This is a genomic window from Trinickia camelliae (assembly GCF_053525655.1).
The window spans coordinates 117,450-144,276 of sequence record NZ_JBCHAA010000013.1; the positions used below are offsets into that span (position 1 = coordinate 117,450).

General features: G+C 65.0%; 19 protein-coding genes. 8 read left to right on the forward strand and 11 right to left on the reverse strand.

Annotated elements, in window-relative coordinates; all coding sequences use genetic code 11:
• Positions 1 to 32: 32 nt before the first annotated feature.
• The 3 genes from tldD to AAHK20_RS21450 form a co-directional block, all read right to left on the reverse strand.
• The gene (gene tldD / locus AAHK20_RS21440) at positions 33 to 1,499 is read right to left on the reverse strand and encodes a metalloprotease TldD (RefSeq protein ID WP_449183517.1); all 1,467 of its coding nucleotides are present in this window, start codon (positions 1,497 to 1,499) and stop codon (positions 33 to 35) included.
• Between the two features lie 93 nt (positions 1,500 to 1,592).
• Entirely contained in the window at positions 1,593 to 2,420 is an 828-nt protein-coding gene (locus AAHK20_RS21445) for a carbon-nitrogen hydrolase family protein (RefSeq protein WP_449183518.1), read from the reverse strand.
• Positions 2,421 to 2,521: 101 nt separating this feature from the next.
• Positions 2,522 to 6,763 (reverse strand): YhdP family protein, encoded by a 4,242-nt coding sequence (locus tag AAHK20_RS21450; RefSeq protein ID WP_449183519.1) that lies wholly within the window; start codon positions 6,761 to 6,763, stop codon positions 2,522 to 2,524.
• A 219-nt stretch (positions 6,764 to 6,982) separates the two neighbouring features.
• Between AAHK20_RS21450 and glnE the strand changes: the two genes are divergently transcribed.
• Entirely contained in the window at positions 6,983 to 9,775 is a 2,793-nt protein-coding gene (gene glnE, locus AAHK20_RS21455) for a bifunctional [glutamate--ammonia ligase]-adenylyl-L-tyrosine phosphorylase/[glutamate--ammonia-ligase] adenylyltransferase (protein ID WP_449183520.1), read from the forward strand.
• Between the two features lie 46 nt (positions 9,776 to 9,821).
• Here glnE and recN read toward each other — a convergent pair whose 3' ends face one another.
• Both recN and AAHK20_RS21465 read right to left on the reverse strand, forming a co-directional pair.
• Positions 9,822 to 11,486 (reverse strand): DNA repair protein RecN, encoded by a 1,665-nt coding sequence (gene recN / locus AAHK20_RS21460; protein ID WP_449183521.1) that lies wholly within the window; start codon positions 11,484 to 11,486, stop codon positions 9,822 to 9,824.
• Between the two features lie 14 nt (positions 11,487 to 11,500).
• Complete coding sequence (locus AAHK20_RS21465; RefSeq protein WP_449183522.1) at positions 11,501 to 12,403, reverse strand: NAD kinase; 903 nt, start codon at positions 12,401 to 12,403, stop codon at positions 11,501 to 11,503.
• A gap of 204 nt (positions 12,404 to 12,607) precedes the next feature.
• On the opposite strand from AAHK20_RS21465, the gene hrcA reads away from it, so the two are divergent.
• From hrcA to AAHK20_RS21480, 3 genes are all read left to right on the forward strand, one after another.
• Positions 12,608 to 13,627 (forward strand): heat-inducible transcriptional repressor HrcA, encoded by a 1,020-nt coding sequence (gene hrcA, locus AAHK20_RS21470; protein WP_449183523.1) that lies wholly within the window; start codon positions 12,608 to 12,610, stop codon positions 13,625 to 13,627.
• Between the two features lie 139 nt (positions 13,628 to 13,766).
• Entirely contained in the window at positions 13,767 to 14,834 is a 1,068-nt protein-coding gene (gene hemH / locus AAHK20_RS21475) for a ferrochelatase (RefSeq protein ID WP_449183524.1), read from the forward strand.
• Between the two features lie 116 nt (positions 14,835 to 14,950).
• Positions 14,951 to 15,358: an RNA-binding S4 domain-containing protein gene (locus AAHK20_RS21480; RefSeq protein WP_449183617.1), complete on the forward strand. Its 408-nt coding sequence runs from the start codon at positions 14,951 to 14,953 to the stop codon at positions 15,356 to 15,358.
• Here AAHK20_RS21480 and AAHK20_RS21485 read toward each other — a convergent pair.
• Positions 15,330 to 15,491 carry a hypothetical protein gene (locus AAHK20_RS21485; RefSeq protein WP_449183525.1) on the reverse strand — a complete coding sequence of 54 codons (162 nt, stop codon included), beginning with the start codon at positions 15,489 to 15,491 and terminating at the stop codon, positions 15,330 to 15,332. The genes AAHK20_RS21480 and AAHK20_RS21485 overlap by 29 nt on opposite strands.
• Positions 15,492 to 15,853: 362 nt before the next feature.
• On the opposite strand from AAHK20_RS21485, the gene grpE reads away from it, so the two are divergent.
• The 4 genes from grpE to pabB all read left to right on the forward strand — a co-directional run bounded on the left by grpE (position 15,854) and on the right by pabB (position 21,964).
• Entirely contained in the window at positions 15,854 to 16,429 is a 576-nt protein-coding gene (grpE, locus tag AAHK20_RS21490; RefSeq protein WP_449183526.1) for a nucleotide exchange factor GrpE, read from the forward strand.
• Between the two features lie 250 nt (positions 16,430 to 16,679).
• Positions 16,680 to 18,641, forward strand: a complete 1,962-nt coding sequence (dnaK, locus tag AAHK20_RS21495; RefSeq protein ID WP_449183527.1) for a molecular chaperone DnaK — start codon at positions 16,680 to 16,682, stop codon at positions 18,639 to 18,641.
• Positions 18,642 to 18,863: 222 nt separating this feature from the next.
• Positions 18,864 to 20,000, forward strand: coding sequence for a molecular chaperone DnaJ (dnaJ, locus tag AAHK20_RS21500; protein ID WP_449183528.1), 1,137 nt, complete (start codon positions 18,864 to 18,866; stop codon positions 19,998 to 20,000).
• Positions 20,001 to 20,053: 53 nt separating this feature from the next.
• Positions 20,054 to 21,964 (forward strand): aminodeoxychorismate synthase component I, encoded by a 1,911-nt coding sequence (gene pabB / locus AAHK20_RS21505; protein ID WP_449183529.1) that lies wholly within the window; start codon positions 20,054 to 20,056, stop codon positions 21,962 to 21,964.
• A gap of 379 nt (positions 21,965 to 22,343) precedes the next feature.
• Here pabB and panB read toward each other — a convergent pair whose 3' ends face one another.
• The 5 genes from panB to AAHK20_RS21530 are packed head-to-tail and all read right to left on the reverse strand — an operon-like array spanning position 22,344 to position 26,812.
• Complete coding sequence (gene panB, locus AAHK20_RS21510; RefSeq protein ID WP_449183530.1) at positions 22,344 to 23,159, reverse strand: 3-methyl-2-oxobutanoate hydroxymethyltransferase; 816 nt, start codon at positions 23,157 to 23,159, stop codon at positions 22,344 to 22,346.
• Positions 23,160 to 23,202: 43 nt separating this feature from the next.
• On the reverse strand, positions 23,203 to 23,886 hold the full coding sequence (locus tag AAHK20_RS21515) for a deoxynucleoside kinase (protein ID WP_449183531.1): 684 nt from the start codon (positions 23,884 to 23,886) through the stop codon (positions 23,203 to 23,205).
• Entirely contained in the window at positions 23,883 to 24,440 is a 558-nt protein-coding gene (gene folK / locus AAHK20_RS21520) for a 2-amino-4-hydroxy-6-hydroxymethyldihydropteridine diphosphokinase (protein WP_449183532.1), read from the reverse strand. Before folK ends, AAHK20_RS21515 begins: the two co-directional genes overlap by 4 nt.
• A gap of 48 nt (positions 24,441 to 24,488) precedes the next feature.
• Positions 24,489 to 26,129, reverse strand: a complete 1,641-nt coding sequence (pcnB, locus tag AAHK20_RS21525) for a polynucleotide adenylyltransferase PcnB (RefSeq protein ID WP_449183533.1) — start codon at positions 26,127 to 26,129, stop codon at positions 24,489 to 24,491.
• Complete coding sequence (locus tag AAHK20_RS21530; protein WP_449183534.1) at positions 26,126 to 26,812, reverse strand: histidinol-phosphatase; 687 nt, start codon at positions 26,810 to 26,812, stop codon at positions 26,126 to 26,128. The genes pcnB and AAHK20_RS21530 overlap by 4 nt, the downstream gene beginning before the upstream one ends.
• Positions 26,813 to 26,827: the final 15 nt, after the last annotated feature.

The window sequence follows — 26,827 nt, forward strand, 5'->3', positions numbered from 1 at the left end:
CTGCCTGCGGCAATATGTGCGTCAGTCGCGCGTCAAACCGTGCCGCCGACCGTCATCTTGTCGATGCGCAGCGTCGGCTGGCCTACGCCGACCGGCACGCTCTGGCCTTCCTTGCCGCACACGCCGACGCCCGTATCGAGCGACATGTCGTTGCCGATCATGCTCACGTACTTGAGCGATTCCGGCCCGCTGCCGATCAGCGTTGCGCCCTTGACCGGATAGGTGATCTTGCCGTCCTCGATCATGTACGCCTCGGACGCCGAGAACACGAACTTGCCGTTCGTGATGTCGACCTGGCCGCCGCCGAAGTTCACCGCATAGAGGCCGTTCTTCACGGACGCGATGATCTCCTGCGGATCCTTGTCGCCGTTGAGCATGTAAGTGTTGGTCATACGCGGCATCGGCAGCGCGGCGTACGATTCGCGGCGCGCGTTGCCCGTCACCGGCATCTTCATCAGGCGCGCGTTCAGCGTGTCCTGGATGTAGCCCTTCAAGATGCCGTCTTCGATCAGCGTCGTGCACTGCGTCGGGTTGCCTTCGTCGTCGATGTTGAGCGAGCCGCGGCGGTTCGGCAGCGTGCCGTCGTCGACGACCGTCACGCCCTTGGCGGCGACCTGCTCGCCGATGCGGCCGGCAAAGGCCGACGAGCCCTTGCGGTTGAAGTCGCCCTCGAGGCCGTGGCCGATCGCTTCGTGCAGCAGCACGCCGGGCCAGCCCGGGCCGAGCACGACGGTCATCGCGCCGGCCGGAGCGGGACGCGCTTCGAGGTTCACGAGCGCTGCCTTCACGGCATCGTCGACGTAGCTCTCGAGCACGGCATCGGTGAAGTAGCCGTAGTCGAAGCGGCCGCCGCCGCCGCCCGAGCCGATCTCGCGCCGGCCGTTCTGCTCGGCGATCACCGTCACCGAAACGCGCACGAGCGGGCGGATGTCCGCCGCGAGCGCGCCGTCGCTGCGTGCGACGAGCACGACGTCGTATTCGCCGGCAAGACCCGCCATCACCTGCGTGACGCGCGGATCGCGGCTGCGCGCCATCTTTTCGACGCGCTCGAGAAGCTTCACTTTGGCGGTGGCGTCGAGCGAGGCCAGCGGGTCGGCCGGCAGATACAGATCGCGCCCGGCCACGCCAGTCAGCGACGACGCCACTTTCACCTTCTGCTTGCCGCCGCCTGCCTTGGCGATCGCGCGCGTCGCCTCGGCGGCCTGCGCGAGTGCTTGCGGCGAGAGGTCGTCGGAGTACGCGAACGCCGTGCGGTCGCCGGACACGGCGCGCACGCCGACGCCCTGGTCGATGCTGAAGCTGCCCGATTTCACGATGCCTTCCTCGAGGCTCCACGCTTCGCTGCGCGTCGCCTGGAAGTACAGGTCGGCGTAGTCGACGCGATGCGTGAAGATGTCGGCGAGCGTGCGGGTGAGCTGCGCCTCGTCGAGCCCGTAGGGCGTGAGGAGGACGTCTTTCGCGGTCGCGAGGTTGCGGATGCCGGGTTCGATGATGTTCATGCGTGTGTGGGTGGATTCCAAAAACGGTTGGGTCGCGGCGCTGATACGTTAGGGAGATAAGGGTTTAACGGCGGCTTCGCAAGGGTAGTTGAGTCACGCTAGAACGCGATGCCGCCACGCTGGCAGGCTCTGGCGCACTTCGGCGACGCGCGCGAGGTCGATATCGCCCGCGACGACGCCTGGGCCTTCGTCGCGCACCGCGACGATTTCGCCCCACGGATCGACTAGCATGCTGTGCCCCCAGGTACGGCGGCCATTCTCATGCGTGCCGCCTTGGGCCGCGGCGAGCACATAGCACTGGTTTTCCACCGCCCGGGCGCGCAGCAGCATCTCCCAATGCGCGCGGCCAGTCGTGTAAGTGAACGCTGACGGTACGACGATCAACGCGCAGTCGCCCATTTGGCGATACAGCTCCGGAAAGCGCAGATCGTAGCAGACCGACAGGCCGACCCGCCCGAACGGCGCATCGAACGTGCGGACCGTGTCACCGGGCCGGATCGTGCGCGCTTCGTCGAACGACTCGCTGCCTTTCTCGAAGTTGAAGAGGTGGATCTTGTCGTAGCGCGCCGCTTCCTCGCCTTCGGGCGAGAACACGAGCGTCGTGTTCAGCACCCGCGACGCTTCCGGCGCCACGAGCGGCAGCGTCCCGCCGATCACCCAGACGCCGTGCCGGCGCGCCGCGTCGGCCAGAAAGCGCTGAATCGGGCCGTCGCCATGGGGTTCGCGCACCGTGAGCTTGTCGGTGTCCTTGAAGCCCATGAAGCAGAAGTACTCGGGAAGCAGCACGAGCTTCGCGCCGCTGGCTGCCGCCTCGGCGATCAACTGTCCGGCGGCGTCTAGATTGCGTTCACGATCGGGCGTGCTGACCATTTGCAGCGCGGCGACGCGGTACGGCGTGGAACTGGGGTGTGACTCGTTCATGTCGTGAACTGTGGCATTCGCCCGAATCTCAGAAGCATCGAAGACACGGCGCCGTGGCGGCGACTGATCCGGCCCTATCAGGACGGCCGTCCCGCGGCGCGTCACTCCCCCGTCGTCTCGGCAGGGGCCGAGGCCGGAGCCGGCTCGACCGGAGCGACCATCTTACCGCGATCCCCGTGGACCCGCTCGATGTGCGGATGCGCCCACGATCCGCTGATCGCGTAGTGCATCGCGAGCGCGTGCGCGAGCGATTCCGACAGCGCGAAGTTCGCGGCGAGCGCGCCCAGCCCCAAAATCGGATTGATGATCGTCGCGGCGATCACCGCCGAGCCGGCGCTCACGGTGGGCGTCACGTCGACGTTCAAGTTCTGTGTCTCGTGCGCGAGATCGACGGTGCCCGTCATGCTGGCGCGGGCGGGCGCGGTCACGATCCGGAAATCGTCGGTGCGGCCGATGCCATTCTTGATCTGGCCGGTGCCGGTCACGCTCTCGAACGGGAGACCCTCGCCGATCACGTCCCTGAAATTGAGCGTCAGCACGCGCGTGAGGCTTTGCAGGCTCAGCACGCCGAGCAGCTTGGCGACGCCGGGATCGACCTTCAGGATCTGCCCATGATGCAAATCGACGGCGACCTTGCCGGTGAGCGTCGGGTAGTCGATCGCGGTCGGGCCGCCGCGCCAGCCGATCTTGCCCGAGAGCGATCCGCTGCCCTTTTTCACCGTGCGCGGCAGGCCGAAACGTTCGAGCAGCGCGCCGGCGTCCGCGATGTCGAGCTTGAAGTCGATCACGGTGCGCCGCGGCGGATCGTCCGGCGCGTCGGCGCCGAGGCGGCGCGAGGTGCGCCAGTTGGCGGTGGCCGAGAGCTTTGCGGCCGGATTGCTCACTTCGAATTTGTCGAGTTGCCAGACCGGCACGCCGTTGTCGTCGAGATTGTGGGCGTCGACTTCGAGCCTGCCGATGTCGCGGTTGCGTACGGTGAGATCGTCGACGACGAGATCGATCGCCGGCATTTTCGTCGTGGGCGCGTGGGCGACCTGGCTGACCAACTCCTTTTCCGCCGCGGCCGGGATCACGACTTTGGCGAGCCGCGCTTGCAGCAGTCCTTCGCTGTTGCGGCCGCCGCCAGGCTGCCACGACAGATAGCCCGAGACTTGATCGGACGCGATGTTCGCCTGCCAGTTGGGACCGGCGCGCGACGCGCCGACGACCACGTTTTCCCAATTGCGATGCAGGAGCTTCAGCGTGTCGACGTGCAGCGCGAAGCGGCTCGGCAGGTATTGAGCGGCGGAGCTGGTGCCGCCGCTTGCGCTTGAACTTGCCGGGCTCGCCGAGTTCACGCTCGCGGCTTCCGTCGATGGCGTTTCCTTGGTGGAACGCAGCCCGCTATAGAACGTGCGCCAGGCATCGGCATCGAACTCCTGGATGTCGATATTGGCGATCACGCCCTCGTCGGGCAGGTCGGCCGGCCGGTTGAAGCCGATCGCGCCGCGCACGACCGTCGGCTCCTCATGCGGCGGGCGGCGCAGCACGTAGGCGGCCGCGAGCGGGCCGAAGATCAGGTCGGCGCGCTGCAGGTTTTCGCCTTCGCCCGCGTCGAGCGGCTTGAAGGTGAACGAGAGCGGCATCGGCGTCCCGAGCGGCTTGTTGTACGGCGCCGGCAGATCGAGCGCGAGGCCCGTCAGGTCGGAGTTCGCCGTGACTTCCGGCAGGCGGCCTTTCGCGCCTCGCACGTTGATCGAGTAGGGCGCGCTGCCGGAGACATGGGTCAGCAGTTCCGCGGCCGTTCCGTGCAGATTGAGGTCGCGCGCCGCGTCGACGGCGACACGTCCCGCGACGTTGAACGCATAGGTGCCGCTCGGAGTGAGCGCGCCGTCGGCGCGCACGTCGCCGCCGAGCCAGCGTCCGTTGATGCCGTTCAGCGTGACTGAGTGCTCGGTGAAGCTGACCTTGCCGGTGAGCCGCGAGAGCGGCGGCACTTTGTCGGCTGAGAGTTCGTTGCCGAGAAATCCGATCGACCCCGCCACGGCCACATGCGGCTTCGGATGGCGCGGAATCGTGAGCGTGAGCGCGAGCGTCGCCGGGCCGCTGCCGCGCACTTTGTCGGCGGCGTGGTTGGTCATGCCGGCGAGCGCGCTGTTGTCGGCGTAGTCGAGGAGGTCGGCGAGCGGGCCGTGCGCGAGGCCTTCGATGATGAGCGGCGAGCTTTCCTTGTGGCCGAGATCGTCGATATGTCCGGCCACCTTGGTGACGCGCACGCCCTTATAGCGCCCCTTGTCGATGTCGAAGCGCAGCACGTTTTCCTTGAGCGTGAAGACGCCGTCGATATCGTCGAAGGCTGGCCAGATGTCGGGCGTGCCGTTCTTCAGTTTCTTCGGAGGAAACGGCGACGGGTCGAACTTGCCGCCCGAGAACGGCGCGGTGATGCGGAAGATGCCGGCCTTCGGATCGATCGAGTAGGGGAATTTGTCGAGATTGCCGTGCACTTCGATCACGCCGTGGCGAGCCATGCCGGCTTGCAGCCCGTGGCCGAGGTAGTCGCGCAGGTGTTCGCTGATGCTCGTCGGGAGGTAGCGCGTGATACGCGTGACGAGCGCGTGGTCGATGTTGGCCGTCAGGTCCAGCGAGCCGCGCCCATGGCCGGGATTCGAGTAGTTCGCGACGATGCGGCCCGCAGTGTCGGCGTTGGCGACGTTGAAGTCGGATACCGTGATCACGAACGGTTTGTGCTTTTCGCCGGGCTGAGCCGGCAGGACCGACCAGTTGCCATGCCCGCTCAGGCGATCGAACGTGAGGCGCGGGTTGTCGAATGCGCCGGGGATCGTGACCGCTGCATGGACGGTGTCGAGCGCCACGGTGCCGTGCGTTTCGTCCGCGTCGATCGTGCCCCACAGATTCTCGAAGCCCGGGATGCCGGCGCGCGGGTGGCCCTTCGGCGTCAGGCCCGGCGGCGGCTCCTGCGCGGCGACGCTGATGCCTTGCAGGTCGGCCTTGAAGCGGTAGTGAATGATCGGCGCCGCGCCGCTCACGCGCTGTTCGCTCGCGGCCTCGTCGTTCTCGGGCTTCGCGCGCTCGAACGACATTTCGTAGTTGGCGACGAGCCCGCGCGGATCGAAGCGCACGAGCTCGTTCAGGAAGCGTCGCGGGAACGGCAGCGCGCGGCTGAATTCGGCGAGGATGCCGAGGTCCACACGGTCGCCGGTGACGCTCATGAATTGCCCGCGCTCGATACTCGGCGCACGGTAGTGACCGACGAGCGTGTCGAACGCGAGCGTGCGCGAGATCGGCGTGCCGTCCGGCAACGGCGGCTGGCCCAGCTCGGCGCGCATATTCGACAGCTGCAGCGTGTAGTCGCGCTGCGGATCGATATCGACGGACCACGAGAAGTGCGCGACCGGCACGTTGAGCTTCGGCTGCGTCGGGTGCACCTGGAGCGCGACGTCGTAGCCTTGCAGGTCGCCGCTCGCCGAGCGGATATGGCCGCCCGAGAAGTTCAGCCAGATCGAGTTCGCGACGCGCCCGGCGTAGGTCTGAATCGGGAAGTTCATGTAACGCGCGAGCGCCGGCAGATCGACGAGCCCCGTCGAGATATACGCCTGCCCGGTCCAGTTCACCGGCTTGCCGATCGCGTGAAGGTGCGCATGGCGGAACTGCGCCCGGAAGTCGAGCGGGCCGTGCAGCACCGTGCCGTCGGCGGGCGCTTGCAGGGCGATGCGGTGATCGGCGCCGCGGTTCAGGATCGCAAGGCGGATGTCGTGCAACGCTAGTTCCGGCGCGTCGTGCTCGGCGTCCCGCCAGCGCAGCGAGCCGCCGCGCAGCACGATCGCCTGCTGCTCGAGGAGCCAGGTCGAGAACGTGTCGTTGCCCTTATGGGCGGTCGGCACCTGCACGCCGGCGACCGATAACGACCCGTCTGCCGAGCGCTCGATGAGCACGTCCGGCTGGTCGACGACGAGGCTCGACAGCGTCGGCTTGAAGTGGACCAGCGAGCGCCACGAGACGGTCGCCGTCGCATGCGGGATGTTGAGCGCGAGCTTGCCGTCGCGGCCGCGGATCGTGAGATCGGTCACGTCGATGCCCGGCTGGAGGCCGGACCAGTGTGGCGCGAGCTTGCCGATCCGCAACTGCGCGTGGAGCTTTTCGGAGACCAGGGTTTCGATGCGCGGACGGAAGTCGTCGATGCGCGGCAGGAGCCCGAAGCGCAGCCCGACGAGCAAGCCGATCGCGATGAAGTAGAGGGTCAGCGCGACAGTCAAAAACGTCCGCAACGCATGCCTGAGCAATGCGTGGTCGTGCCGCTGAGGGGCGGTTTCGGCCGGATCGACGGCTTCCTTGCGGGCGGACATGCTGCGGTGAGTCGTCAGTATGGTAGTTTTGCGGTCTTAACGACGAAATGTAACACACGGGCAAGCTGCTCAAACCACCGGCTACGCCTTGTTACACGGGCATTGCGAACCTGATTGCTTACCCAGTTTCACCACGATCTCAAAATCGTCGCAAGAGGCGGACACAACGCTGAACCACTCCGTCTTATGCGTGAATCAACAAGCGCTTCCGAGTAATTCATGACTGATGTCTCCCTCCTGAGTTCCAGCTATTCGAACTATGCGGCGCGGGCGATTGCGGCCCGTCCGGAACTGGCCGCACGCATTGCCGAGTGGGCCAAGGAGCCGCTTACCCGGGAGCGCATCGACGCGCGGCTCGATGCGCTCATCGCCGAGCAAGGAGGCACGGCCGATGCTCCGCTGGCCGAGGACGCGTTGCGCCGCGTGCTGCGCCAGTTGCGCACGGAGGTGTTCTGCGCGGTGATGGAGCGCGATCTCGCGGGGCATGGGGATGTCGCCGAAGTCACCGGCGCGATGACGGACCTTGCCGAAGCGACCATCCAACGCGCGCTCGCGGTGCTGTCGGCGGAGCTCGAAGCGCTCTATGGCGAGCCGCGCGGGCCCGGCGGCGAGCGGCTCTCGCTGGGCGTCGTGGGCATGGGCAAGCTCGGCGGGCGCGAGCTGAACGTCTCGTCCGACATCGATCTGATCTTCGTCTACGAGGACGACGGCGAGACCGCGGGCGGGACGCGCCCGGCCATCGCGACGCAGGAATTCTTCACGCGGCTCGGGCGGCGGCTCATTGGTGCGCTCGCTGAAGTGACGGCCGACGGCTACGTATTCCGTGTCGATATGCGGCTGCGTCCGAACGGCGATTCGGGCCCGCTCGTGTGCAGCCTGGGAATGCTCGAAGAGTATTTCTACGTACAGGGCCGCGAATGGGAGCGCTATGCGTGGATCAAGGGGCGGCTCGTTTCCGAGCACGAGAGCGACGCCGCCAAACGGCTCGCGGCGCAGCTCGACGCACTCGTCAAGCCGTTCGTCTACCGGCGCTATCTGGACTTCGGCGTGATCGGCGCGATCCGCGCGCTGCATTTGCAGATCCGCCAGGAAGCGCAGCGGCGCGCCACGATGCGCCCCGACAAGGCCGACGACATCAAGCTCGGCCGCGGCGGCATTCGCGAGATCGAGTTCAGCGCGCAAGTATTCCAGCTGATCCGCGGCGGACAGGACGCCGGCTTCCGGATTCGTCCGACGCTTGCGGTGCTGCGCCATGCGGCGGCGCGTGGCCTGATCGCGCCGAAGGTTTGCGCGGATCTCACGCATGCCTATAAGTTCTTGCGCGTGCTCGAACACCGGCTCCAGTACCGCAACGACGCACAGACTCACGCGATGCCCGTCGACTCCGACGAGCGCGCGCGCCTCGCCGCGTCGCTCGGTTTCGCCGACTACACAGCGCTGATGGCGCAGCTCGACGGCTACCGGGAAATGGTCGAAGCGCAGTTCGACCAGATCTTCGCCGACAAGGTGCGCGGCGAGGGCGGCTGCGGCGTGGCGGAGGACGGCACAGCCGCCTGGGTCTGGAGCAGCGCGCTCGACGACGACAGCGCCGACGAAACCCTTCTCGAACGCCTCACCGAACTCGGCTTCACCGATCCCGCCGATTTGCTCACGCGCATGCGTGCGGTCTGGCAATCGTCGCGCTATGCGGGGCTGCCGGAGAAGAGCCGCCAGCGCTTCGACACGATCGCGAAGCGCGCGCTCGAAGCGGCTTCGTCGCTCGAGCCCGCCGACAAGCGCGGCCAGACGATCGCGCGCCTGTTCGATTTGCTCGAAACGATCAGCCGGCGCGGGGCCTATCTGGCGCTGCTCAACGAATATCCGGCGGCGCTCGATCGCGTGCTCGCGGTGCTCGGCGCGTCGCGTTGGGGGGCGGGCTATCTGATCCGCCATCCGCAGTTGCTCGACGAATTGCTCGACGACGAAGCGATCGCGAGCCCGTTCGACTGGGCGGAGTTCAAGACGTCGCTGCGTGCGCGGCTCGCGGCGGCGGCCGATGTCGAGCAGCAGATGGACCTGCTGCGCCACGCGCACCAGGCCGAGGTGTTCCGCATCCTGCTGATCGATTTGGCCGGGAAGCTGTCGGTCGAGCATGTCAGCGATCGCTTGTCGGAGCTCGCCGATTCGGTGCTCGACGTGACGATCGAAGCGGTCTGGAAGCACTTGGCGAAACGCCATCGCGAGGTGCCGCGCTTCGCGGTGATCGCCTACGGCAAGCTCGGCGGCAAGGAACTGGGCTATGCGTCCGATCTCGATCTGATCTTCCTCTACGACGACCCGGACGACTCAGCCGCCGACGTTTACGCCACCTTCACGCGACGCCTCATCACCTGGCTCACGACGGCGACCGGCGCCGGCACGCTGTTCGACGTCGACCTGCGCTTGCGGCCGAACGGCGAATCGGGCCTCCTGATCACCGACCTCGACGCGTTCCGGCGCTATCAGTTGCGCGAGGGCGACGCGGCGAACACCGCGTGGGTCTGGGAGCATCAAGCGCTGACGCGTGCGCGCTTTTGCGCGGGCGATGCCGAGATCGGCGCGCAATTCGAGTCGATCCGCGAGCAGGTGCTGACGACGCAGCGCGAAGCCGCGCCGCTCGCCGAAGAGATCGTCGCGATGCGCGAGCGCGTGTTCACCGGCCACCCGAACCGCACCGAATTGTTCGACCTGAAGCACGATCGCGGCGGGATGGTCGATATCGAGTTCATCGTCCAGTTCTGGGTGCTGCTGCACGCACAACGGCATCCGGAGATGATCCGCAACACCGGCAATATCGCGCTGTTGCGCGAGGTGTCGCGCTTCGGGTTGATGAGCCCGGAGGAGGCGGAGACCGTCGGCGGCGCGTACCGGACGTATCGGAAGATGCAGCACAAGCTGCGTCTGGATGGGATGGAGACTGCGCGGGTGGTGCCGGAGCGCGTCGCCGACGAGAAGGCGGCGGTGTTGCGGCTCTGGCAGCGGGTGTTTGGGTGAGCGGGGCGGCGCGCTGCCTTGGCGAGCGCGACGTCCCGAGGTCGCGCTAAGCCGTCAGCATTTCCTTCGCGTGCTTGCGCGTCGTGGCGGTGATTTCGAGGCCGCCGAGCATCCGCGCGACTTCCTCGATGCGGCTGGCTTTGTCGAGCGGCGAGACGGTGCTGACCGTGCCGCCGTTGTTATCAGCGGCCTTGGCCACCTGATAGTGATGGTCGCCGCGCGCCGCGACTTGCGGCAAGTGCGTGACGCACAGCACCTGCCGGTCGTGGCCAAGCTGATGCAACAGGCGTCCGACCACTTCGGCGACGCCGCCGCCGATGCCGGTATCGACTTCGTCGAAAATCAGCGTCGGCGTGGGGCTCGCGGTGCTCGCGATCACCGCGAGCGCGAGACTGATACGCGCCAGCTCGCCGCCGGACGCGACTTTCGCAAGCGGACGCAGCGGCACGCCCGCGTGGCCGGCGACGCGAAACTCGATTTGCTCCAGGCCGTGGGCGCCGCCTTCGGTCAGCGTCACGAGCGCGACTTCGAAGCTGCCGCCCGCCATCGACAATTCCTGCATCCCTGTGGTCACCGCCGCGCCGAGCGCCTTCGCGGCCTTCCCGCGCGCTTTCGACAACGCCTTCGCTTCGACGAGATAGGCTTCCTTCGCCTTGGCAACGGCTGCGCGCAGTCCGTCGAGATCGGCGGCGGCATCGAGCGCCGCCAACTGCGCGCGTCGTGCTTCGTGTTCTTCAGGCAGCGTCTCGGGCTGCAGGCGGAATTTACGCGCGATCGAATGCAGCGCGTCGAGCCGCTTATCGACTTGCGCGAGGCGGTCCGGATCGAGCTCCAGCCTTTGCGCGTAGTGCGTGAGCGAGTAGGCCGCCTCCCGCAATTGGATTTCGGCCGGTTCGAGCGACGCCAGGGCGTCGTTGAGCGCCGGATCGATCTCGGCGAGATCGCGCAGCTTCGACACGATCGAGCCGAGCTGGGCGACCATCGCATCGTCCGATTCGGACAGCGCGTTGAGCGCGCCCTGAACGCCTTCGATCAGGTTCGCCGAATGCGACAGGCGCCGGTGCTCGGCGCCGATCTCTTCCCATTCGCCCGGCTGCGGCGCGAGCTTGTCGAGTTCGGCGAGCTGCCAGGCGAGCCGTTCACGTTCCAGCTGCAGCTCGCGGTCGCGCGTTTGCGCCAATTCGACCGCGTGCGCGGCGTCGCGCCATGTCCGGTGCGCGCGCATGACGCCTGCTGCCGCGCCCGTGAGCCCGGCGTGGGTATCGAACAAGTCGCGCTGCGCGTCCGGACGCATCAGCAACTGATGCGCGTGCTGGCCATGAATATCGACGAGCATTTCGCCGACTTCGCGCAACTGCGTCAGCGTTGCCGGCGTGCCATTGATGAACGCGCGCGAGCGTCCGTTCGTATCGACGACCCGGCGCAGCAACACGCAGTCCTCGCTGTCGCCGCCGCTATCGCCGAGCGCCTGCTCTTCGAGCCAGCGCTCGACCTGCTCGTGGGTGGCGAATTCGGCGGTGATGTCGGCGCGGCTCTGGCCGGTGCGCACGACGCTCGCGTCGGCGCGGGCGCCGAGCGTCAATGCGAGCGCGTCGATCAGGATCGACTTGCCGGCGCCCGTTTCACCCGAGAAAACAGTAAAACCGCGATCGAATTCGAGATCGAGCGCGGCGACGATGACGAAGTCGCGTATCGAGAGGTGGCGGAGCATGGAGGGTCGTGGGGTTACACGAGCGGATCGTTGTCGAGCGACGGATGCTCGTTCCAGTGCAGCTTCTTTCTGAGCGTCGCGTAGTAGCTGTAGCCGACCGGGTGCAGGAATGGCACGGTATGGCGCGAGCGGCGCACGTCGATCGTATCGTTGAGCTCGAGCGCGGTGAACGATTGCATGTCGAAGTTCACGTTGACGTCGCGGCCCGCGATGATCTGGATGCTGACCTTGCTGTCGTCGGGCAGCACAATCGGCCGGTTGGACAGCGCGTGCGGCGCGATCGGCACGAGCACGATGCCGCCCAGCTGCGGATGCAGGATCGGCCCTTGCGAGGACAGCGCGTAGGCGGTCGAACCGGTCGGCGTCGCGACGATCAGCCCGTCCGAGCGCTGGTTGTACATGAAGCGGCCGTCCACCGACACATGCAACTCCGCCATGCCTGAAAAGCCGCTGCGGTTTACGACCACGTCGTTGAACGCGAGCGCGTGGTAGATCGGCTCGCCGTTGCGCATGATCCGCGACTCGAGCAGCGAGCGCTCTTCGCGCTCGAAGCTGCCGGCGAGCATCTGCGGGACGACTTGCTGCATCTCGGTCGCGGCGATGTCGGTGATGAAGCCGAGCCGCCCGTGGTTGACGCCGATCAGCGGCGTCTTATACGGCGCAAGCTGCCGGCCGATGCCGAGCATCGTGCCGTCGCCGCCGAGCACGACGGCCACGTCTGCGCGCGCGCCGATCTCCGCGGGGGTGAGCGCCGGATAGCCTGACACGCCGATATCGCGCGCCGTCTCCGCTTCGAAGACGACCTCCAGGCCGCGCTTTGCGACGCACGCGGCGAGCGACATCAGCGGTTCGCTGATGCCCGGTGTATTGCTGCGCCCGACGAGCGCAACGGTCTTGAACTGGCTGCCAATTTCCATGCCGGCATTACACCATAGGTGCGGATTGAAAAGAACCGTCGTCGCGCGTCTCCCGGCGGGCCGGCTATTCGTTTCGCGTATGCGATCGGCTTCGATTTGTCGCTAGAATGGTGACGGCTTGATGTCATTCTAGGCGTCCGAGCGCTTGCTGCGCGGCGGCTAGGCGCTCGCGGGGCAGCCGCCGTTAAGTTAAAATTTGGCTTCATGTTAGATCCACGCGCACAAACCCTCCTCAAGACGCTGATCGAGCGATACATCGCCGAAGGTCAGCCGGTCGGCTCGCGCACGTTGTCGCGCTATTCCGGGCTCGAACTGAGCCCGGCGACGATCCGCAACGTGATGTCGGACCTCGAGGAGCTGGGTCTCGTGATCAGCCCGCACACTTCGGCGGGCCGGATTCCGACGCCGCGCGGCTACCGCCTGTTCGTCGACACAATGCTGACCATCGAGTCGGCAGCCGAGGAAGAGGCAGTTACCCAGACGGTCAAGACCACGCTGCAGGTGGGCGAGCCGCAAAAGGTGGTCGCCGCCGCCGCGAGCGTGTTGTCGAACCTCTCGCAGTTCGCGGGCGTCGTGCTGACGCCGCGGCGCAGCCACGTGTTCAAGCAGATCGAGTTCATGCGGTTGTCCGACAAGCGCATCTTGCTCATCATCGTGACGCCCGAAGGCGACGTGCAGAACCGCATCATGGCGACGCAGCGCGACTACTCGCCGTCGCAGCTCACGGAAGCTTCCAACTATATCAACGCCCATTTCGCAGGCCTCTCGTTTGACGACGTGCGCCGGCGCCTGCGCGAAGAGATCGACCAACTGCGCGGCGACATGACGACGCTGATGCACGCCGCCGTTACCGCGAGCACGGACGAAACGGACACTGGCGAGACGGTGCTGATTTCCGGCGAGCGCAACCTGCTCGAAGTGGCGGACCTTTCGTCCGACATGGCGCGGCTGCGCAAGTTGTTCGACGTTTTCGATCAAAAGACGAGCCTCCTTCAGTTGCTCGACGTGTCGAGCCACGCGCAAGGCGTGCAGATTTTCATCGGCGGCGAATCGAATCTCGTGCCGATCGAGCAAATGAGCGTCGTGACGGCTCCGTACGAGGTGAACGGCAAGATTGTCGGCACGCTCGGCGTGATCGGGCCGACGCGGATGGCCTATAACCGCGTGATTCCGATCGTCGACATCACCGCGCGCCTGCTTTCGATGGCGCTCAGCCAGCAGTAGTGTCCGTGCGCCGATGCGCGCTGCCAATCGGCCGAATGGCCGAGTATGCGTGGCAAACCGCGCCGCTATAATGGTCCAGATCTGAACCGATGCTTTGCCGCCAGCCTCATGGGGCCGAGCGCGCCTTTGCTTGTTGCCTATGCGTTTTGACCTCGAGCTGCCGTCGCAGCCTGCCGCGTCGCACCGTGTCGCCGTGCTGCTGATCAATCTCGGCACGCCCGATGCGCCGACGCCGTCCGCGGTACGCCGTTATCTCGCGCAGTTTCTGTCCGACCCGCGCGTCGTCGAAATACCGTCGCTCGTCTGGCAAGCCATTCTGCGTCTGGCCATCTTGCCGTCGCGGGGGCGCACGTCCGCGAAGAAATACGCGGCAGTCTGGATGCCAGAGGGTTCACCGCTGCGGGTTTATACCGAAAAGCAGGTGGAAGCGCTGCGCCAGTTGCTGAACGCGAACGAGTATCACGTGATCGTCGAATACGCGATGCGCTACGGTACGCCGGGTATTCCTGCCATGCTCAACCAGCTCAAGCTCGCGGGCGCCGAACGCGTGCTCTTGATGCCGATGTACCCGCAGTACTCGTCGTCCACGACGGCAACTGCCTTCGACGACGCCTTCGCCGCGCTAAGGCGCATGCGCAACCAGCCGGAAATTCGCACGGTGCGCCACTACGCCGATCATCCCGCGTACATCCGCGCGCTTGCCGAGCAGGTGCGCCAGTATTGGGCGGCGCACGGCCGGCCGGATTTCTCGGCCGGCGACAAGTTGGTGCTGAGCTTTCATGGGGTGCCGAAGCGCACGCTCGATCTCGGCGACCCGTACCACGAGCAATGCCAGCAAACCGCGGCGCTGCTGACGGCCGAACTCGGACTAACCCAGGTGGAATGCCGGGTGACGTTTCAATCGCGTTTCGGCCGCGCCGAATGGCTGCAGCCCTACACGGCGCCGACGCTCAAGGAATTGGGCGCCGCAGGCGTGCGGCGCGCGGACGTCTTTTGTCCGGGCTTCACCGCCGATTGCCTCGAGACGATCGAGGAGATCGGCCTCGAGGTGCGTGACGAATTCCTGCACGCGGGCGGGAAGGAGTTTCACCGAATTCCGTGCCTGAACGCGTCCCCGGCGTGGATCGCCGCACTTGGCGAGATTGTTGCTCAGAACCTCCAAGGGTGGCCTGTCTACGCGGGGTCGCCGTTGAGCGCGGTGACGTAGCGCGCCGTGGCGAAAAGCGGCGGAACGGACAGTCCGTTCACACCGATCGATCATTCTTGCCGGCGCGGATTGCCGCACAGGCTTGCTTTGGGCGCGGCGGCGCCCACATGAATCCTATGAACTACAAGATATCGACCGAACCCGGCGCACGTTTGCGCATTGACAAGTGGCTTTGGGCCGCGCGTTTCTTCAAGACGCGTTCGCTCGCCGCGGACGCCGTCGAAAAGGGACGGGTCCGTATCGGCGGCGCGCTTGTCAAGCCGGCCAAAGATGTGCGGGTGGGCGATCTCGTCGAAATCGACATCGAACGGATCGTATGGCAAGTTCAGGTGTTGGGGATCTGCGAAGTGCGCGGACCGGCTAGCGTCGCGCAGACGCTTTATGCGGAGACGGCGGATAGCCAGGAAAAGCGCGCAGCCGAACTCGAGCGGCGCAAGACGTTCCGCGAGCCGGCAGCCGCGTTGCACGGCAGGCCGACGAAGCGCGACCGCCGTGTCATCGACAAATTTTCAGGTGGGGATTGAACAACTGTTCGAACGTGGCGTGCACGCTGCCATATTCGGTCGTGTTGTCGTTGACGGCCCCGGACATACAAATGGTGGTGGTTCCCGCGATGAGTACCAACGCGACCACCGCTATTGCAAAGGTCAGTTTCACGGTACTCCCCCTGGGAAAGCGATTCGGAAACGGGCGATTCAGCGGTTTAACGGCTTGGGGCAGGTTAGGGTTAACGTGCCTTTTTCTCGGTGCTTGTACGAAGTTTAGGGCAAACCCGAATAGTGCTCAATGTGGATGTGATAGCGAACCAGTAATCAATGTAACGGCCCATTTCTTGCGCCCGGCGCTGGTGCAGAAAGTTGCTGGGAAGGCCTTGAAAACGCCCTCTAAGCCCTTATTTGCAGCCGCGACACGCAATGATCATGTTGCGCCCTTACAACACTCTATGGCGGCGAAACGGTGCCGAGCAGATCCGGCACCGTCGCGCCTCGGATTCACTCTTCTAGACGACTTTCAGCGACATGGAAAACACGCAAGACAATCCATCGACTCAGAACTCCAAGACGGCCGAGGAAGCCGTGCGCGAGGCAGCCGAAAACGTGACGCCTGAAACCGCCGCTGCCGAGCAGGCCGCGTCGCAGGCGAGCCCCGAGGTTGCACTGGCAGAAGCTCAGGCCAAGATCACCGAACTGCAGGAGAGCTTCCTGCGCGCCAAGGCGGAAACCGAAAACGTGCGCCGCCGTGCGCACGAGGAAGTGCAGAAGGCTCACAAGTTCGCCATCGAGAGCTTCGCCGAGCGCCTGTTGCCGGTGATGGACAGTCTCGAAGCCGCGCTCGCCGATTCGACCGGCGATTTGACGAAGGTCCGAGAAGGCGTCGATCTCACGCTGCGCCAGCTGGCGAGCGCGATGGAAAAGGGCCGCGTCGTGGTGGTGAACCCGGTCGGCGAGAAGTTCGATCCGCATCGCCATCAGGCCATTTCGATGGTGCCGGCCGAGCAGGAGCCGAACACCGTCGTCACCGTGCTGCAGAAAGGTTACGTGATCGCCGACCGTGTCCTGCGTCCGGCGCTTGTGACGGTTGCACAGCCGAAATAAGCGGTGCTCGGGCATCCGCCCCCGTTTGCTGCGAATGGGTTCCGCATGGGCCTGATCCTTGTCCGTGCCCGGCGTGAGAAAATGCGCGCCCTTGCCGTCAGCGATTGAAAAAATTAAAGACCGCATCGTATTCAGGGTCTTGAAAATGATGCGGTCGCACTTATGTTGAGTGCAGGTTTGAATTTCGGGCGGTGAGCCTTGCCAGACAAGGCTTGCCCCACAGCGATCAAAAGTTAGGAGATTAGGAAAAATGGGCAAAATTATCGGTATCGACCTCGGCACCACGAACTCGTGCGTGGCGCTGATGGAAGGCAATCAGGTCAAAGTGATCGAAAACTCGGAAGGCGCTCGCACGACGCCGTCGATCATCGCCTACATGGACGACAACGAAATCCTCGTCGGCGCGCCCGCCAAGCGCCAGTCGGTCACCAACCCGCGCAATACGCTGTTCGCAGTGAAGCGCCTGATCGGCCGCCGTTTCGAAGAGAAGGAAGTCCAGAAGGACATCGGCCTGATGCCCTACAAGATCATGAAGGCCGACAACGGCGACGCCTGGATCGAAGCGCATGACCAGAAGCTCGCGCCGCCGCAGATCTCGGCGGAAGTGTTGCGCAAGATGAAGAAGACCGCTGAAGACTACCTTGGCGAGCCGGTCACCGAAGCCGTGATCACGGTTCCCGCGTACTTCAACGACAGCCAGCGCCAAGCCACCAAGGATGCGGGCCGTATCGCCGGTCTCGAAGTGAAGCGGATCATCAACGAGCCGACGGCCGCAGCGCTCGCGTTCGGTCTCGACAAGGCCGAAAAGGGCGACCGCAAGATCGCGGTGTACGACTTGGGCGGCGGCACGTTCGACATCTCGATCATCGAAATCGCGGACGTGGACGGCGAAATGCAGTTCGAAGTGCTGTCGACGAACGGCGACACGTTCCTCGGCGGTGAAGACTTCGACCAGCGCATCATCGATTACATCATCGGCGAGTTCAAGAAAGAGCAGGGCGTCGATCTCTCGAAGGACGTGCTCGCGCTGCAGCGCCTAAAGGAAGCGGCGGAAAAGGCGAAGATCGAGCTGTCGTCGAGCCAGCAGACCGAAATCAACCTGCCGTACATCACCGCTGACGCGTCGGGTCCGAAGCACTTGAACCTGAAGATCACGCGCGCCAAGCTCGAAGCGCTCGTCGAAGAGCTGATCACGCGCACGGTCGAGCCGTGCAAGATCGCGATCAAGGATGCGGGCGTGAAGGTCGGAGAGATCGACGACGTCATCCTGGTCGGCGGCATGACGCGTATGCCGAAGGTTCAGGAAACGGTGAAGGAGTTCTTCGGCAAAGAGCCGCGCCGCGACGTGAACCCGGACGAAGCCGTGGCCGTGGGCGCCGCGATTCAGGGCCAGGTGCTGTCGGGCGACCGCAAGGACGTGCTGCTGCTCGACGTGACCCCGCTGTCGCTCGGCATCGAAACGCTCGGCGGCGTGATGACGAAGATGATCAACAAGAACACGACGATCCCGACGAAGCACTCGCAAGTGTATTCGACGGCCGACGACAACCAAGGCGCGGTGACGATCAAGGTGTTCCAGGGTGAGCGCGAGATGGCGGCCGGCAACAAGTTGCTCGGCGAGTTCAATCTCGAAGGCATTCCGCCCGCACCGCGCGGCGTACCGCAGATCGAAGTGACCTTCGACATCGACGCGAACGGCATTCTGCACGTCGGCGCGAAGGACAAGGCGACCGGCAAGGAAAACCGCATCACCATCAAGGCGAACTCGGGCCTGTCGGAAGCCGAGATCGAGAAGATGGTGAAGGACGCCGAAGCGAACGCGGAAGAAGATCACAAGCTGCGTGAGCTGGCTGATGCCCGCAACCAGGGCGATGCGCTCGTGCACAGCACGAAGAAGGCGCTGACCGAGTACGGCGACAAGATCGACGCGTCGGACAAGGAAAAGATCGAAGCTGCATTGAAGGAGCTCGAAGAGACGCTCAAGAGCAACACGAGCGACAAGGCGGCAATCGACGCCAAAATCGAAGCGGTGGCGACGGCTTCGCAGAAACTCGGCGAGAAGATGTACGCCGACATGCAGGCGGCTCAAGGCGCGGCAGCAGGCGCGGCGGGTGCGGCAGGCGCGTCGGCCGGGGCGAGCAATGGCGGCGCTTCGGCCCAGCCGGAAGATGACGTGGTCGATGCCGAGTTCAAGGAAGTGAAGAAGGACTGAGGCATCAGTCACATCAAGATGGCGGCCGGCGCTCGAACGAGTTTCCGGTCGCGATGATCGCGCCTGGCGAACCTTTTGGGTTCGCCGGGCACATTTGTTTTATGGAGGGCGGCGCTTTTTGCCGGATAAGCCGGTAACGAGACAGCCGTCAGACGAGTCGCGAGACTCCACAGCATGCGAAAGGAGCGGCCGCGCGAGGTGTGCGGCCGGCGTTGAACCGACATGGCGAAACGGGATTACTACGAGGTTCTGGGCGTCGCGAAGAACGCGAGCGACGACGAGATCAAGAAGGCTTATCGCAAGCTCGCGATGAAGTATCACCCCGACCGCAATCCGGACAACAAGGATGCGGAAGAGCGTTTCAAAGAGGCGAAGGAAGCCTATGAAATGCTGTCGGACTCGCAAAAGCGCGGGGCTTACGACCAGTACGGCCATGCCGGGGTCGACCCGAATATGGGCGCAGCGGGTGCGCAGGGCTTCGGCGGATTTGCCGACGCGTTCGGCGATATCTTCGGCGACATCTTCGGCCAGGCCGCCGGCGGCGCTGCGCGCGGTGGACGCGGCGGCCCGCAGGTGTATCGCGGCGCCGACCTGCGCTACAGCATGGAAATCACGCTCGAGCAGGCCGCGCACGGCTACGACACGCAGATTCGCGTGCCGAGCTGGGTGTCGTGCGAAATCTGTCACGGCTCCGGCGCGAAGCCGGGTACGAAGCCGGAAACCTGTCCGACCTGTCACGGTTCCGGCGCAGTTCGGATGTCGCAGGGTTTCTTCAGCATCCAGCAGACCTGCCCGAAGTGTCACGGCAGCGGCTCCTACATCCCTGAACCGTGCGCGCATTGCCACGGTGCGGGCAAGGTGAAGGAAACCAAGACGCTCGAAGTGAAGATCCCCGCAGGCATCGACGACGGCATGCGCATCCGCTCGGCAGGTAACGGCGAGCCGGGTATCAACGGCGGGCCGTCGGGCGATTTGTACGTCGAGATTCACATCAAGCCGCATTCCGTGTTCGAGCGCGACGGCGACGACCTCCATTGCCAAATGCCGATTCCGTTCACCACGGCGGCGCTCGGCGGCGAGATCGAAGTGCCGACGCTGGCGGGCCGCGCTAGCTTCTCGGTGCCGGAAGGCACGCAGTCGGCCAAGACGTTCCGTCTGCGCGGCAAGGGCATCAAGGGACTGCGGTCGAGTATCGCGGGCGATCTCTACGTGCACGTGCAGGTCGAGACGCCGGTGAAGCTGACCGAACAGCAGCGCGATCTGCTCAAGCAGTTCGAGAAATCGCTCGTCGAAGGCGGCCCGCGTCACAGCCCGCAGAGCAAGAGCTGGTTCGACCGTGTGAAGAGCTTCTTCGATTGATCGGCATGGCGGAGCAGGAAGCTCGGCGCGTGAGGCTGGTGAGCAGGTCCTAAATGACAGCTGATGAAGTGAGTGCGGGCGGCGCGGTGTTTGCGTTGCTCGACGATTGCGACTCGACCGCCGCCGTGCGGTCGAGTCGTTTGTACACCGGCTTTGTGCGCGAGCACGTGTGCGGTGACGGCGCCCGCCTTGACGAGATCTGCGCTGCCGCAGCCGGCGATTCTCGCCGCGGTCTACATGCCGTGGTGCTGGCCGACTATGAATTCGGCCGCAATCTTGTCCTATCGAACGATCAGCGCAGCCTCAAGACGCAAACGACGCAGCCAGGCCCAGCCTCGCTGCGTTTTTTAATGTTCTCGCGTTGCGAAAGGCTTTCGCGCGACGAGACCGACGCGTGGCTCACCGGTCTGGACGGCGGTGCGCAGGAGCCGTCGGTGGCGGGTGCGATGAACGTCGCCGAGAGCGTGACCGAGGACGAGTTCAACGCAGCGATCGCGGCCGTCCACGACGCGTTGCGCGAGGGCGAGTCGTACCAGATCAACTACACCTATCGGCTCGGCTTCGATGTTTTCGGCTCGCCGCTCGCGCTGTATCGGCGGCTGCGCCAGCGACAGCCAGTGCGATATGGCGCGCTCGTCGCTCTCCCGGACGGTGCCTGGGTCGTGTCTTGCTCGCCGGAGCTTTTCGTCGAGAAGGCGGGCGAGCGTTTGCGCGCGCGGCCGATGAAGGGGACGGCCGCTCGCGTGACGGACCCCGCCGACGATGCGCGCGCCGCGGCTTTCCTCGCCAACGACCCGAAGAACCGCGCCGAAAACGTCATGATCGTCGACTTGCTGCGCAACGATCTTTCGCGCATCGCCGCGACCGGTTCGGTCAAGGTGCCGGCGCTGTTTTCGGTCGAGCCCTATCCGTCGGTGTGGCAGATGACATCGACAGTCGAAGCCATCGTGCGCGCCGGTGTGACGTTTGCCGACGTGCTTCGTGCGCTCTTTCCGTGCGGCTCGATTACCGGCGCGCCGAAGTATCGGACCATGCAATTGATCGACGAAATCGAGACGTCGCCTCGTGGACTCTACACGGGCGCTATCGGTTGGTTGGATGCGCCACCGCAGACCGGCCCTGCCAGCGAGGCACCTGTTTGCGGCGACTTTTGTCTGTCTGTTGCGATTCGAACACTGGAACTCGCTGCTTCGTCCGCGTCAGGAGAGCGTCGCGGGAGGATGGGCGTTGGCGGCGGCATCGTGCTCGACAGCGTCGCCGCCGATGAATATGCGGAGTGTCGCTTGAAAGCGCGATTCCTGACGGGAGCCGATCCCGGCTTTCAGTTGTTCGAAACGATGCACGCCACCCGCGAAGCGGGTGTGCGCTACCTCGACCTCCATCTGGAGCGGCTTGGTGCGAGCGCCCGGCAACTCGGCTTTGCGTTTGATGAGGCCAGCGTGCGTGCTCGGATTGCCGAACGTTGCGCGGCGTTGCCCGCCGGCGTCGAACACCGGTTTCGGGTGGCGCTCGCCAAGGCCGGGGACGTCGAGATCATCGCGGCGCCGCTCGCGCCGCTTCCAAGCGACGTGGTCGGCGTGATGCTCGCGCCGGATCACGGCTTTGCGCCAACGCAGGCGGCCGATCCGTTGCTTGCCCACAAGACCACGCGTCGAGCGGAATACGACCGCGGCTGGCGTGAGGCGGAGGCGCACGGCGGCTTCGACATGCTGTTTTTCAACGAGCGTGGGGAGCTTACCGAAGGTGGCCGATCGAATGTCTTCGTCAAGCGGGACGGGCGCTGGTGGACGCCGCCGTTATCGTCGGGCGTGCTGCCCGGTGTGATGCGCCGTGTTCTGCTGGCCGATGCCAGCTTTCAGGCGGCCGAGCGGGTGCTCGTTCGGGCGGATCTGCTGAATGCGGAAGCGTTGATCGTTTGCAACGCGCTTCGCGGTGCGTTGCACGCGCGGGTCATACGGAATTAGCTGTGGAACATGAGCCGTGGCGCGGAGGCGCCCGGCATGCGATCAGGCGAGGTGCTTGGCGAGAGGACGCAGCATCCAGCCGACAATGCGGATGCACAATGCGTGGAGACGATTCGGGGTCGGTGCAGTGGCGTCTTTGCGAAGTTGCGCCACGTCAATCAGGCAAAAAGGGCTCATGACGGTCTGTCCTAAAAGTTAAGCGGCGTTGCCGCAGGTGGACAGACCAGAATAGGCGACCGAGCTTCCGTAGGCTATCGGATTAGTCTGAAAAAACTATGAAATAGTCTGAATTTCTGGCTATCAGTGTTTATCTGTCGATAAGTTGCCATATTTCGCATCATGAAGCGGCCGAAACTTCCGATTCCGGCCGCATCCTCACTCAGAACGTGTGTTCCGGCCCGGGGAACGAACCCTCCTTCACCGCGCGGACGTACGCTTCGACAGCGGCCAAGATGCTCGGCTGTCCATTCATGAAATCTTTGACGAAGCGCGGCCGCTTGCCGGGGAAGATGCCGAGCATGTCGTGCAGCACCAGCACTTGCCCCGAGCAATCGACGCCCGCGCCGATTCCAATCGTAGGAATGTGCAATTGCTTCGTCACTGCGGCGGCGACGAGCGTGGGGACTGCCTCCAGCACGATCAACTGCGCGCCGGCGTGCTGCATGGCGAGCGCATCGCGGATGAGCTGGTTCGCACCGGCTTCCGTCTTGCCCTGCACCTTGAAGCCGCCGAACGCATGCACCGATTGCGGCGTGAGTCCGACGTGCGCGCACACCGGCACCGAGCGTTCCACGAGAAAGCGCACGGTCTCGGCGAGCCATTCGCCGCCTTCGAGCTTGACCATCTGCGCGCCAGCGCGCATCAGCTTCACGGCGCTCGCGAACGCATCAGTGGGCGTGCCGTAGGTGCCGAACGGCATGTCGGCAACGATGAGCGCGCCCGGCTGCACGCGTGCGACGCACGCGGTGTGATACGCAATTTCGTCGAGCGTGACGGGCAGGGTCGTCGTCTGGCCTTGCAGCACGTTGCCGAGAGAATCGCCGATCAAGAGCACGTCGACGCCCGCGCGATCGAGCAGCGACGCAAAGCTCGCGTCGTAGCAGGTGAGCATCGCGATCTTTTCGCCGGCATCGCGCATCGTTTGCAGTTTCGGCACCGTAATGGCTTGCCGGCTCGTTTCCTGCAAATAAGTCATGGGGAGTTCCGTGGGTGAAGAAAGAGGAGGGCCGCGCCGCCGATTACAGCGACGTGCCTTTGACGAAGAATTCCTTGCGTCCGCGCATCGTCTCGATGCGTTCGACCAGCAGCGCAAGATCGTCCGCCGATTCGAGCGGATTCAGGTGTTCGGCGTTGACGGTCAGCACGGGTGCGCCGTCATAGTGATAAAAGAACTCGTTGTACGCGTCGCAGAGCGAGCGCAGGTAGGCGTCCGAGATTTGCAGCTCCGACGGCCGCGCGCGCTTCTGAATGCGCGCGAACAGCACCTCGGGGCTGGCCTGCAGGTACACGACGAGATTGGGCTGCGGCGCCGCGGTCGTGTCGATATGGGCGGCGAGCGTGCGATAGAGCTGATACTCGTCGTCGGGCAGCGTGAGGCGCGCGAAGATGTCGTTCTTCTGCGCGATGAAATCGGCGATCAGCGACGTGCCGGCCGCGCGCGCCGCGATCACTTCGCGGGCTTCCTGCGCGCGTTGCAGCGCGAACTGCAACTGCGTCGCGAGCGCGTAGCGGGCGGAGTCGCGATAGAAGCGTTCGAGGAACGGGTTGTCGTCCGGGCGTTCGAAGAGCGGCTGCATCGACCAGCGTTCGCCGATGAGCCGCGCGAGCGAGGTCTTGCCGACGCCGATCGGCCCTTCGATGGCGATGTACGGATAAGGCGGGCGCAAATGCGGCGCAGTGACGGTGAGCGGGTTGGTCGTCATCGGCAGCTACCGCCCTTGGCCGGCTTGGCGGCAGCGTCGCTGCCGCCGCGGAGCGCTTCGAGCAGGCACTGGCAGGGCGACTTCACTTTCTCGATGCGCTGGCCCTCGACCGCTGAAAGAAACGCATCAGCCCGTCCGAGCCGCGGAATTTCAAGCGCCGGGTCGATTTCGACGAGCGGCACCAGCACGAATGCGCGCTCAGTGAGGCGGGGGTGCGGCACGATCAGCTCGGGTTCGTCGATGCACTGGTCGCCGAAGATCAGAACGTCGATGTCGAGCGTGCGGGGCGCATTGCGAAAGGGACGCTCGCGGCCGAAGTGCTGCTCGATCTTGTGACACAGCGCGAGCAGATGGTGCGCGCCGAGCGTCGTCTCGAGCTTCACGGCGAGGTTGAAATAGTCATCGCCGCCCGCGTCGATCGGGGCAGTGCGATACAGGCTCGACTTTTCGAGCACGGTGATGGTGTGCTGCTGTGCTAGGCACACCACCGCGTCTTTCAGGGTCTGGCGCGCGTCCCCGAGATTCGCGCCGAGGCCGAGATAAGCAACCGTCATGGCATAACTTCCTGCGAAATTCGTACGACTGCGAGTTCGGCGACCGTATCAGTCTTCGTGTGCGCCGTCGCGGCTCGCGTCGTTCGACTGCCTGGCGTCGGCCGAGCTGCTTGCCGAATCGCCCCCCTCCATCCGCTCGCCCGTCCTGCGGCTTTTCGCGCCACTGCTGCGCCGCCGTCGTTTTTTGGGTGCCCGGTCCTTGCCGCCTTGCGAGAGAAGTGCTTCACGCCCGGCGGGGTCTGCGTCGATGAATTCTGTCCACCACTGCCCGATCGACGAGTCCAACTCGCCGGATTCGCAGCGCAACAGGAGGAAATCATACCCCGCTCTAAATCTTTGGTGTTCCAGCAGCTTCAGCGCGCTGCGGCCCGAGCGTTTTTCGAGGCGCAGCTGCAAGCCCCAGATCTCGCGCATGTCGGCCGAGAAGCGCTTGTGGATCGCGAGCTTTTCGGTCTGCATGTCGAGCACGTCGTCCATCGCGCGATGCAGCGCGGGCACCGGGTATTCGCCGTTGGCCTCGTACTGCTGCCAGCGCTGCTGCATGTCGTGCCACAGCAGCGTCGCGAAGAGGAAGCCCGGCGATACGGGTTTGCCCGCGCGCACGCGGTCGTCGGTGCTGTTCAGCGCGAGCGTGATGAACTTCTCGCCATGCGGCTGTTCGAGCACGACGTCGAGCAGCGGCAGCAGACCGTGGTGCAGTCCTTCCTTGCGAAGCTGCTTCAGGCAGGCGAGCGCATGGCCCGAGAGCATCAGCTTCAGCATCTCGTCGAAGAGCCGCGCGGCGGGCACGTTGTTGATGAGATCGGCGAGTTTCTTGATCGGCACGCGGGTGGCATCTTCGATCTCGAAGCCGAGCTTCGCGGCGAAGCGCACGACGCGCAGCATCCGCACGGGGTCTTCACGGTAGCGCGTCGCCGGGTCGCCGATCATCCGCAACAGGCGCGCGCGCATGTCGGCCATCCCGTTGTGGTAGTCGAGCACCGTTTGCGTGGCCGGGTCGTAGTACATCGCGTTGATCGTGAAGTCGCGCCGCGTGGCGTCTTCGTGCTGCTCGCCCCAGACGTTGTCGCGCAGCACGCGGCCGCTCGCGTCGACGGCGTGCGTGCGGCGGTCGAGTTCGTCGCGCTTCAAGCGCTTCGGCGGCGGCGTGCCCCCCAAGGGGACTTCCTTCGGGGCGTCCGCGGGCGGCGGATCGACGAGCGCGCGGAACGTCGACACTTCGATGATTTCCTGCCCGAACTGCACGTGCACGATCGTGAAACGCCGGCCGATCAGGCGCGCGCGCCGGAAGAGGCGCTGCACTTCGTCAGGCGTCGCGTCGGTCGCGACGTCGAAATCTTTCGGCGCGACGCCGAGCAGCAGGTCGCGCACCGCGCCGCCGACGATGAACGCCCGATGCCCCGCCTGCTGCAGCGCATCGGTGACGCGCACCGCGTTGCGCGAGATCAGATCGGGGTCGATGCCGTGAACGTCGGCCGACAGGATGACGGGTGCGTCCGGATCGCGCGCGCCGGCGCGCGCGGTTTTGGCCACGCTCTTGGTCGTCTTGCGGCGCTGTTTCGCGACCTCTTCGGTGCGCGTTTCGGGCGCGTAGTCGCTGTCGGCGGCGGCATAGGCCGTTTCGCCGTCAGTGTCGCTTTTCTCTGCCGGTTCTTGTCCGAACAGCTTGCGGATGAGTTTTTTGATCACGACGGTTCAAAGAGATCGAGGATGCGCCAGCCCTTAGATTGCGCGTGGGCTCGCAGCGTGGCGTCGGGATTGGTCGCGATCGGGTCGGTGACTTTTTCGAGCAGCGGAATGTCGTTGTGCGAATCGCTGTAGAAATAGCTGCGCTCAAAATCGCCCCACGTTTTGCCGAGCGACGCGAGCCAGGCCTCGGTGCGCACGATCTTGCCTTCGCGGTAACTCGGCGTGCCAGTGCCGCGGCCCGTGAACGCAGAGTGCGGCTGGCCGTCGACGGTTTCCACTTCGCAGGCGATCAGCGCGTCGACGCCGAAGGCGCTCGCGATCGGCCGCGTGATGAATTCGTTGGTCGCGGTGACGATGCAGCAGAGATCGCCGCTCTCCTGATGCCCGCGCACGAGCTCGACCGCCGCCGGGATCAGCGCAGGCTTGATGACTTCGTGCATGAACTGCTCGTGCCATTGCGCCAGTTGCGCGCGCGAGTATTTCGCGAGCGGCGTGAGCATCGCGGTCAGGTACGCGTGGATGTCGAGCTTGCCGGCCTTGTAGTCGGCGAAGAATTTGTCGTTCTCCCGCGCGAAGCTCTCGGCATCGACGATGCCGAGCTTCACCATGAAGCGACCCCATTCGTGGTCGCTGTCAGTGGGGATGAGCGTGTGATCTAGGTCAAAAAGGGCGAGATTCGTCATGAGGGCGCATTTTAC

Bases quoted from the DNA above. Each gene is read 5' to 3' on its own strand.
- AAHK20_RS21515 (WP_449183531.1), bottom strand. From the start codon at position 23,886: ATGACGACCAACCCGCTCACCGTCACTGCGCCGCATTTGCGCCCGCCT.
- folK (WP_449183532.1), bottom strand. From the start codon at position 24,440: ATGACGGTTGCTTATCTCGGCCTCGGCGCGAATCTCGGGGACGCGCGC.
- dnaJ (WP_449183528.1), top strand. From the start codon at position 18,864: ATGGCGAAACGGGATTACTACGAGGTTCTGGGCGTCGCGAAGAACGCG.
- AAHK20_RS21465 (WP_449183522.1), bottom strand. From the start codon at position 12,403: ATGGAAATTGGCAGCCAGTTCAAGACCGTTGCGCTCGTCGGGCGCAGC.
- hrcA (WP_449183523.1), top strand. From the start codon at position 12,608: ATGTTAGATCCACGCGCACAAACCCTCCTCAAGACGCTGATCGAGCGA.
- pabB (WP_449183529.1), top strand. From the start codon at position 20,054: ATGACAGCTGATGAAGTGAGTGCGGGCGGCGCGGTGTTTGCGTTGCTC.
- AAHK20_RS21480 (WP_449183617.1), top strand. From the start codon at position 14,951: ATGAACTACAAGATATCGACCGAACCCGGCGCACGTTTGCGCATTGAC.
- AAHK20_RS21450 (WP_449183519.1), bottom strand. From the start codon at position 6,763: ATGTCCGCCCGCAAGGAAGCCGTCGATCCGGCCGAAACCGCCCCTCAG.
- hemH (WP_449183524.1), top strand. From the start codon at position 13,767: ATGCGTTTTGACCTCGAGCTGCCGTCGCAGCCTGCCGCGTCGCACCGT.
- dnaK (WP_449183527.1), top strand. From the start codon at position 16,680: ATGGGCAAAATTATCGGTATCGACCTCGGCACCACGAACTCGTGCGTG.
- glnE (WP_449183520.1), top strand. From the start codon at position 6,983: ATGACTGATGTCTCCCTCCTGAGTTCCAGCTATTCGAACTATGCGGCG.
- recN (WP_449183521.1), bottom strand. From the start codon at position 11,486: ATGCTCCGCCACCTCTCGATACGCGACTTCGTCATCGTCGCCGCGCTC.
- grpE (WP_449183526.1), top strand. From the start codon at position 15,854: ATGGAAAACACGCAAGACAATCCATCGACTCAGAACTCCAAGACGGCC.
- panB (WP_449183530.1), bottom strand. From the start codon at position 23,159: ATGACTTATTTGCAGGAAACGAGCCGGCAAGCCATTACGGTGCCGAAA.
- AAHK20_RS21530 (WP_449183534.1), bottom strand. From the start codon at position 26,812: ATGACGAATCTCGCCCTTTTTGACCTAGATCACACGCTCATCCCCACT.
- AAHK20_RS21445 (WP_449183518.1), bottom strand. From the start codon at position 2,420: ATGAACGAGTCACACCCCAGTTCCACGCCGTACCGCGTCGCCGCGCTG.
- tldD (WP_449183517.1), bottom strand. From the start codon at position 1,499: ATGAACATCATCGAACCCGGCATCCGCAACCTCGCGACCGCGAAAGAC.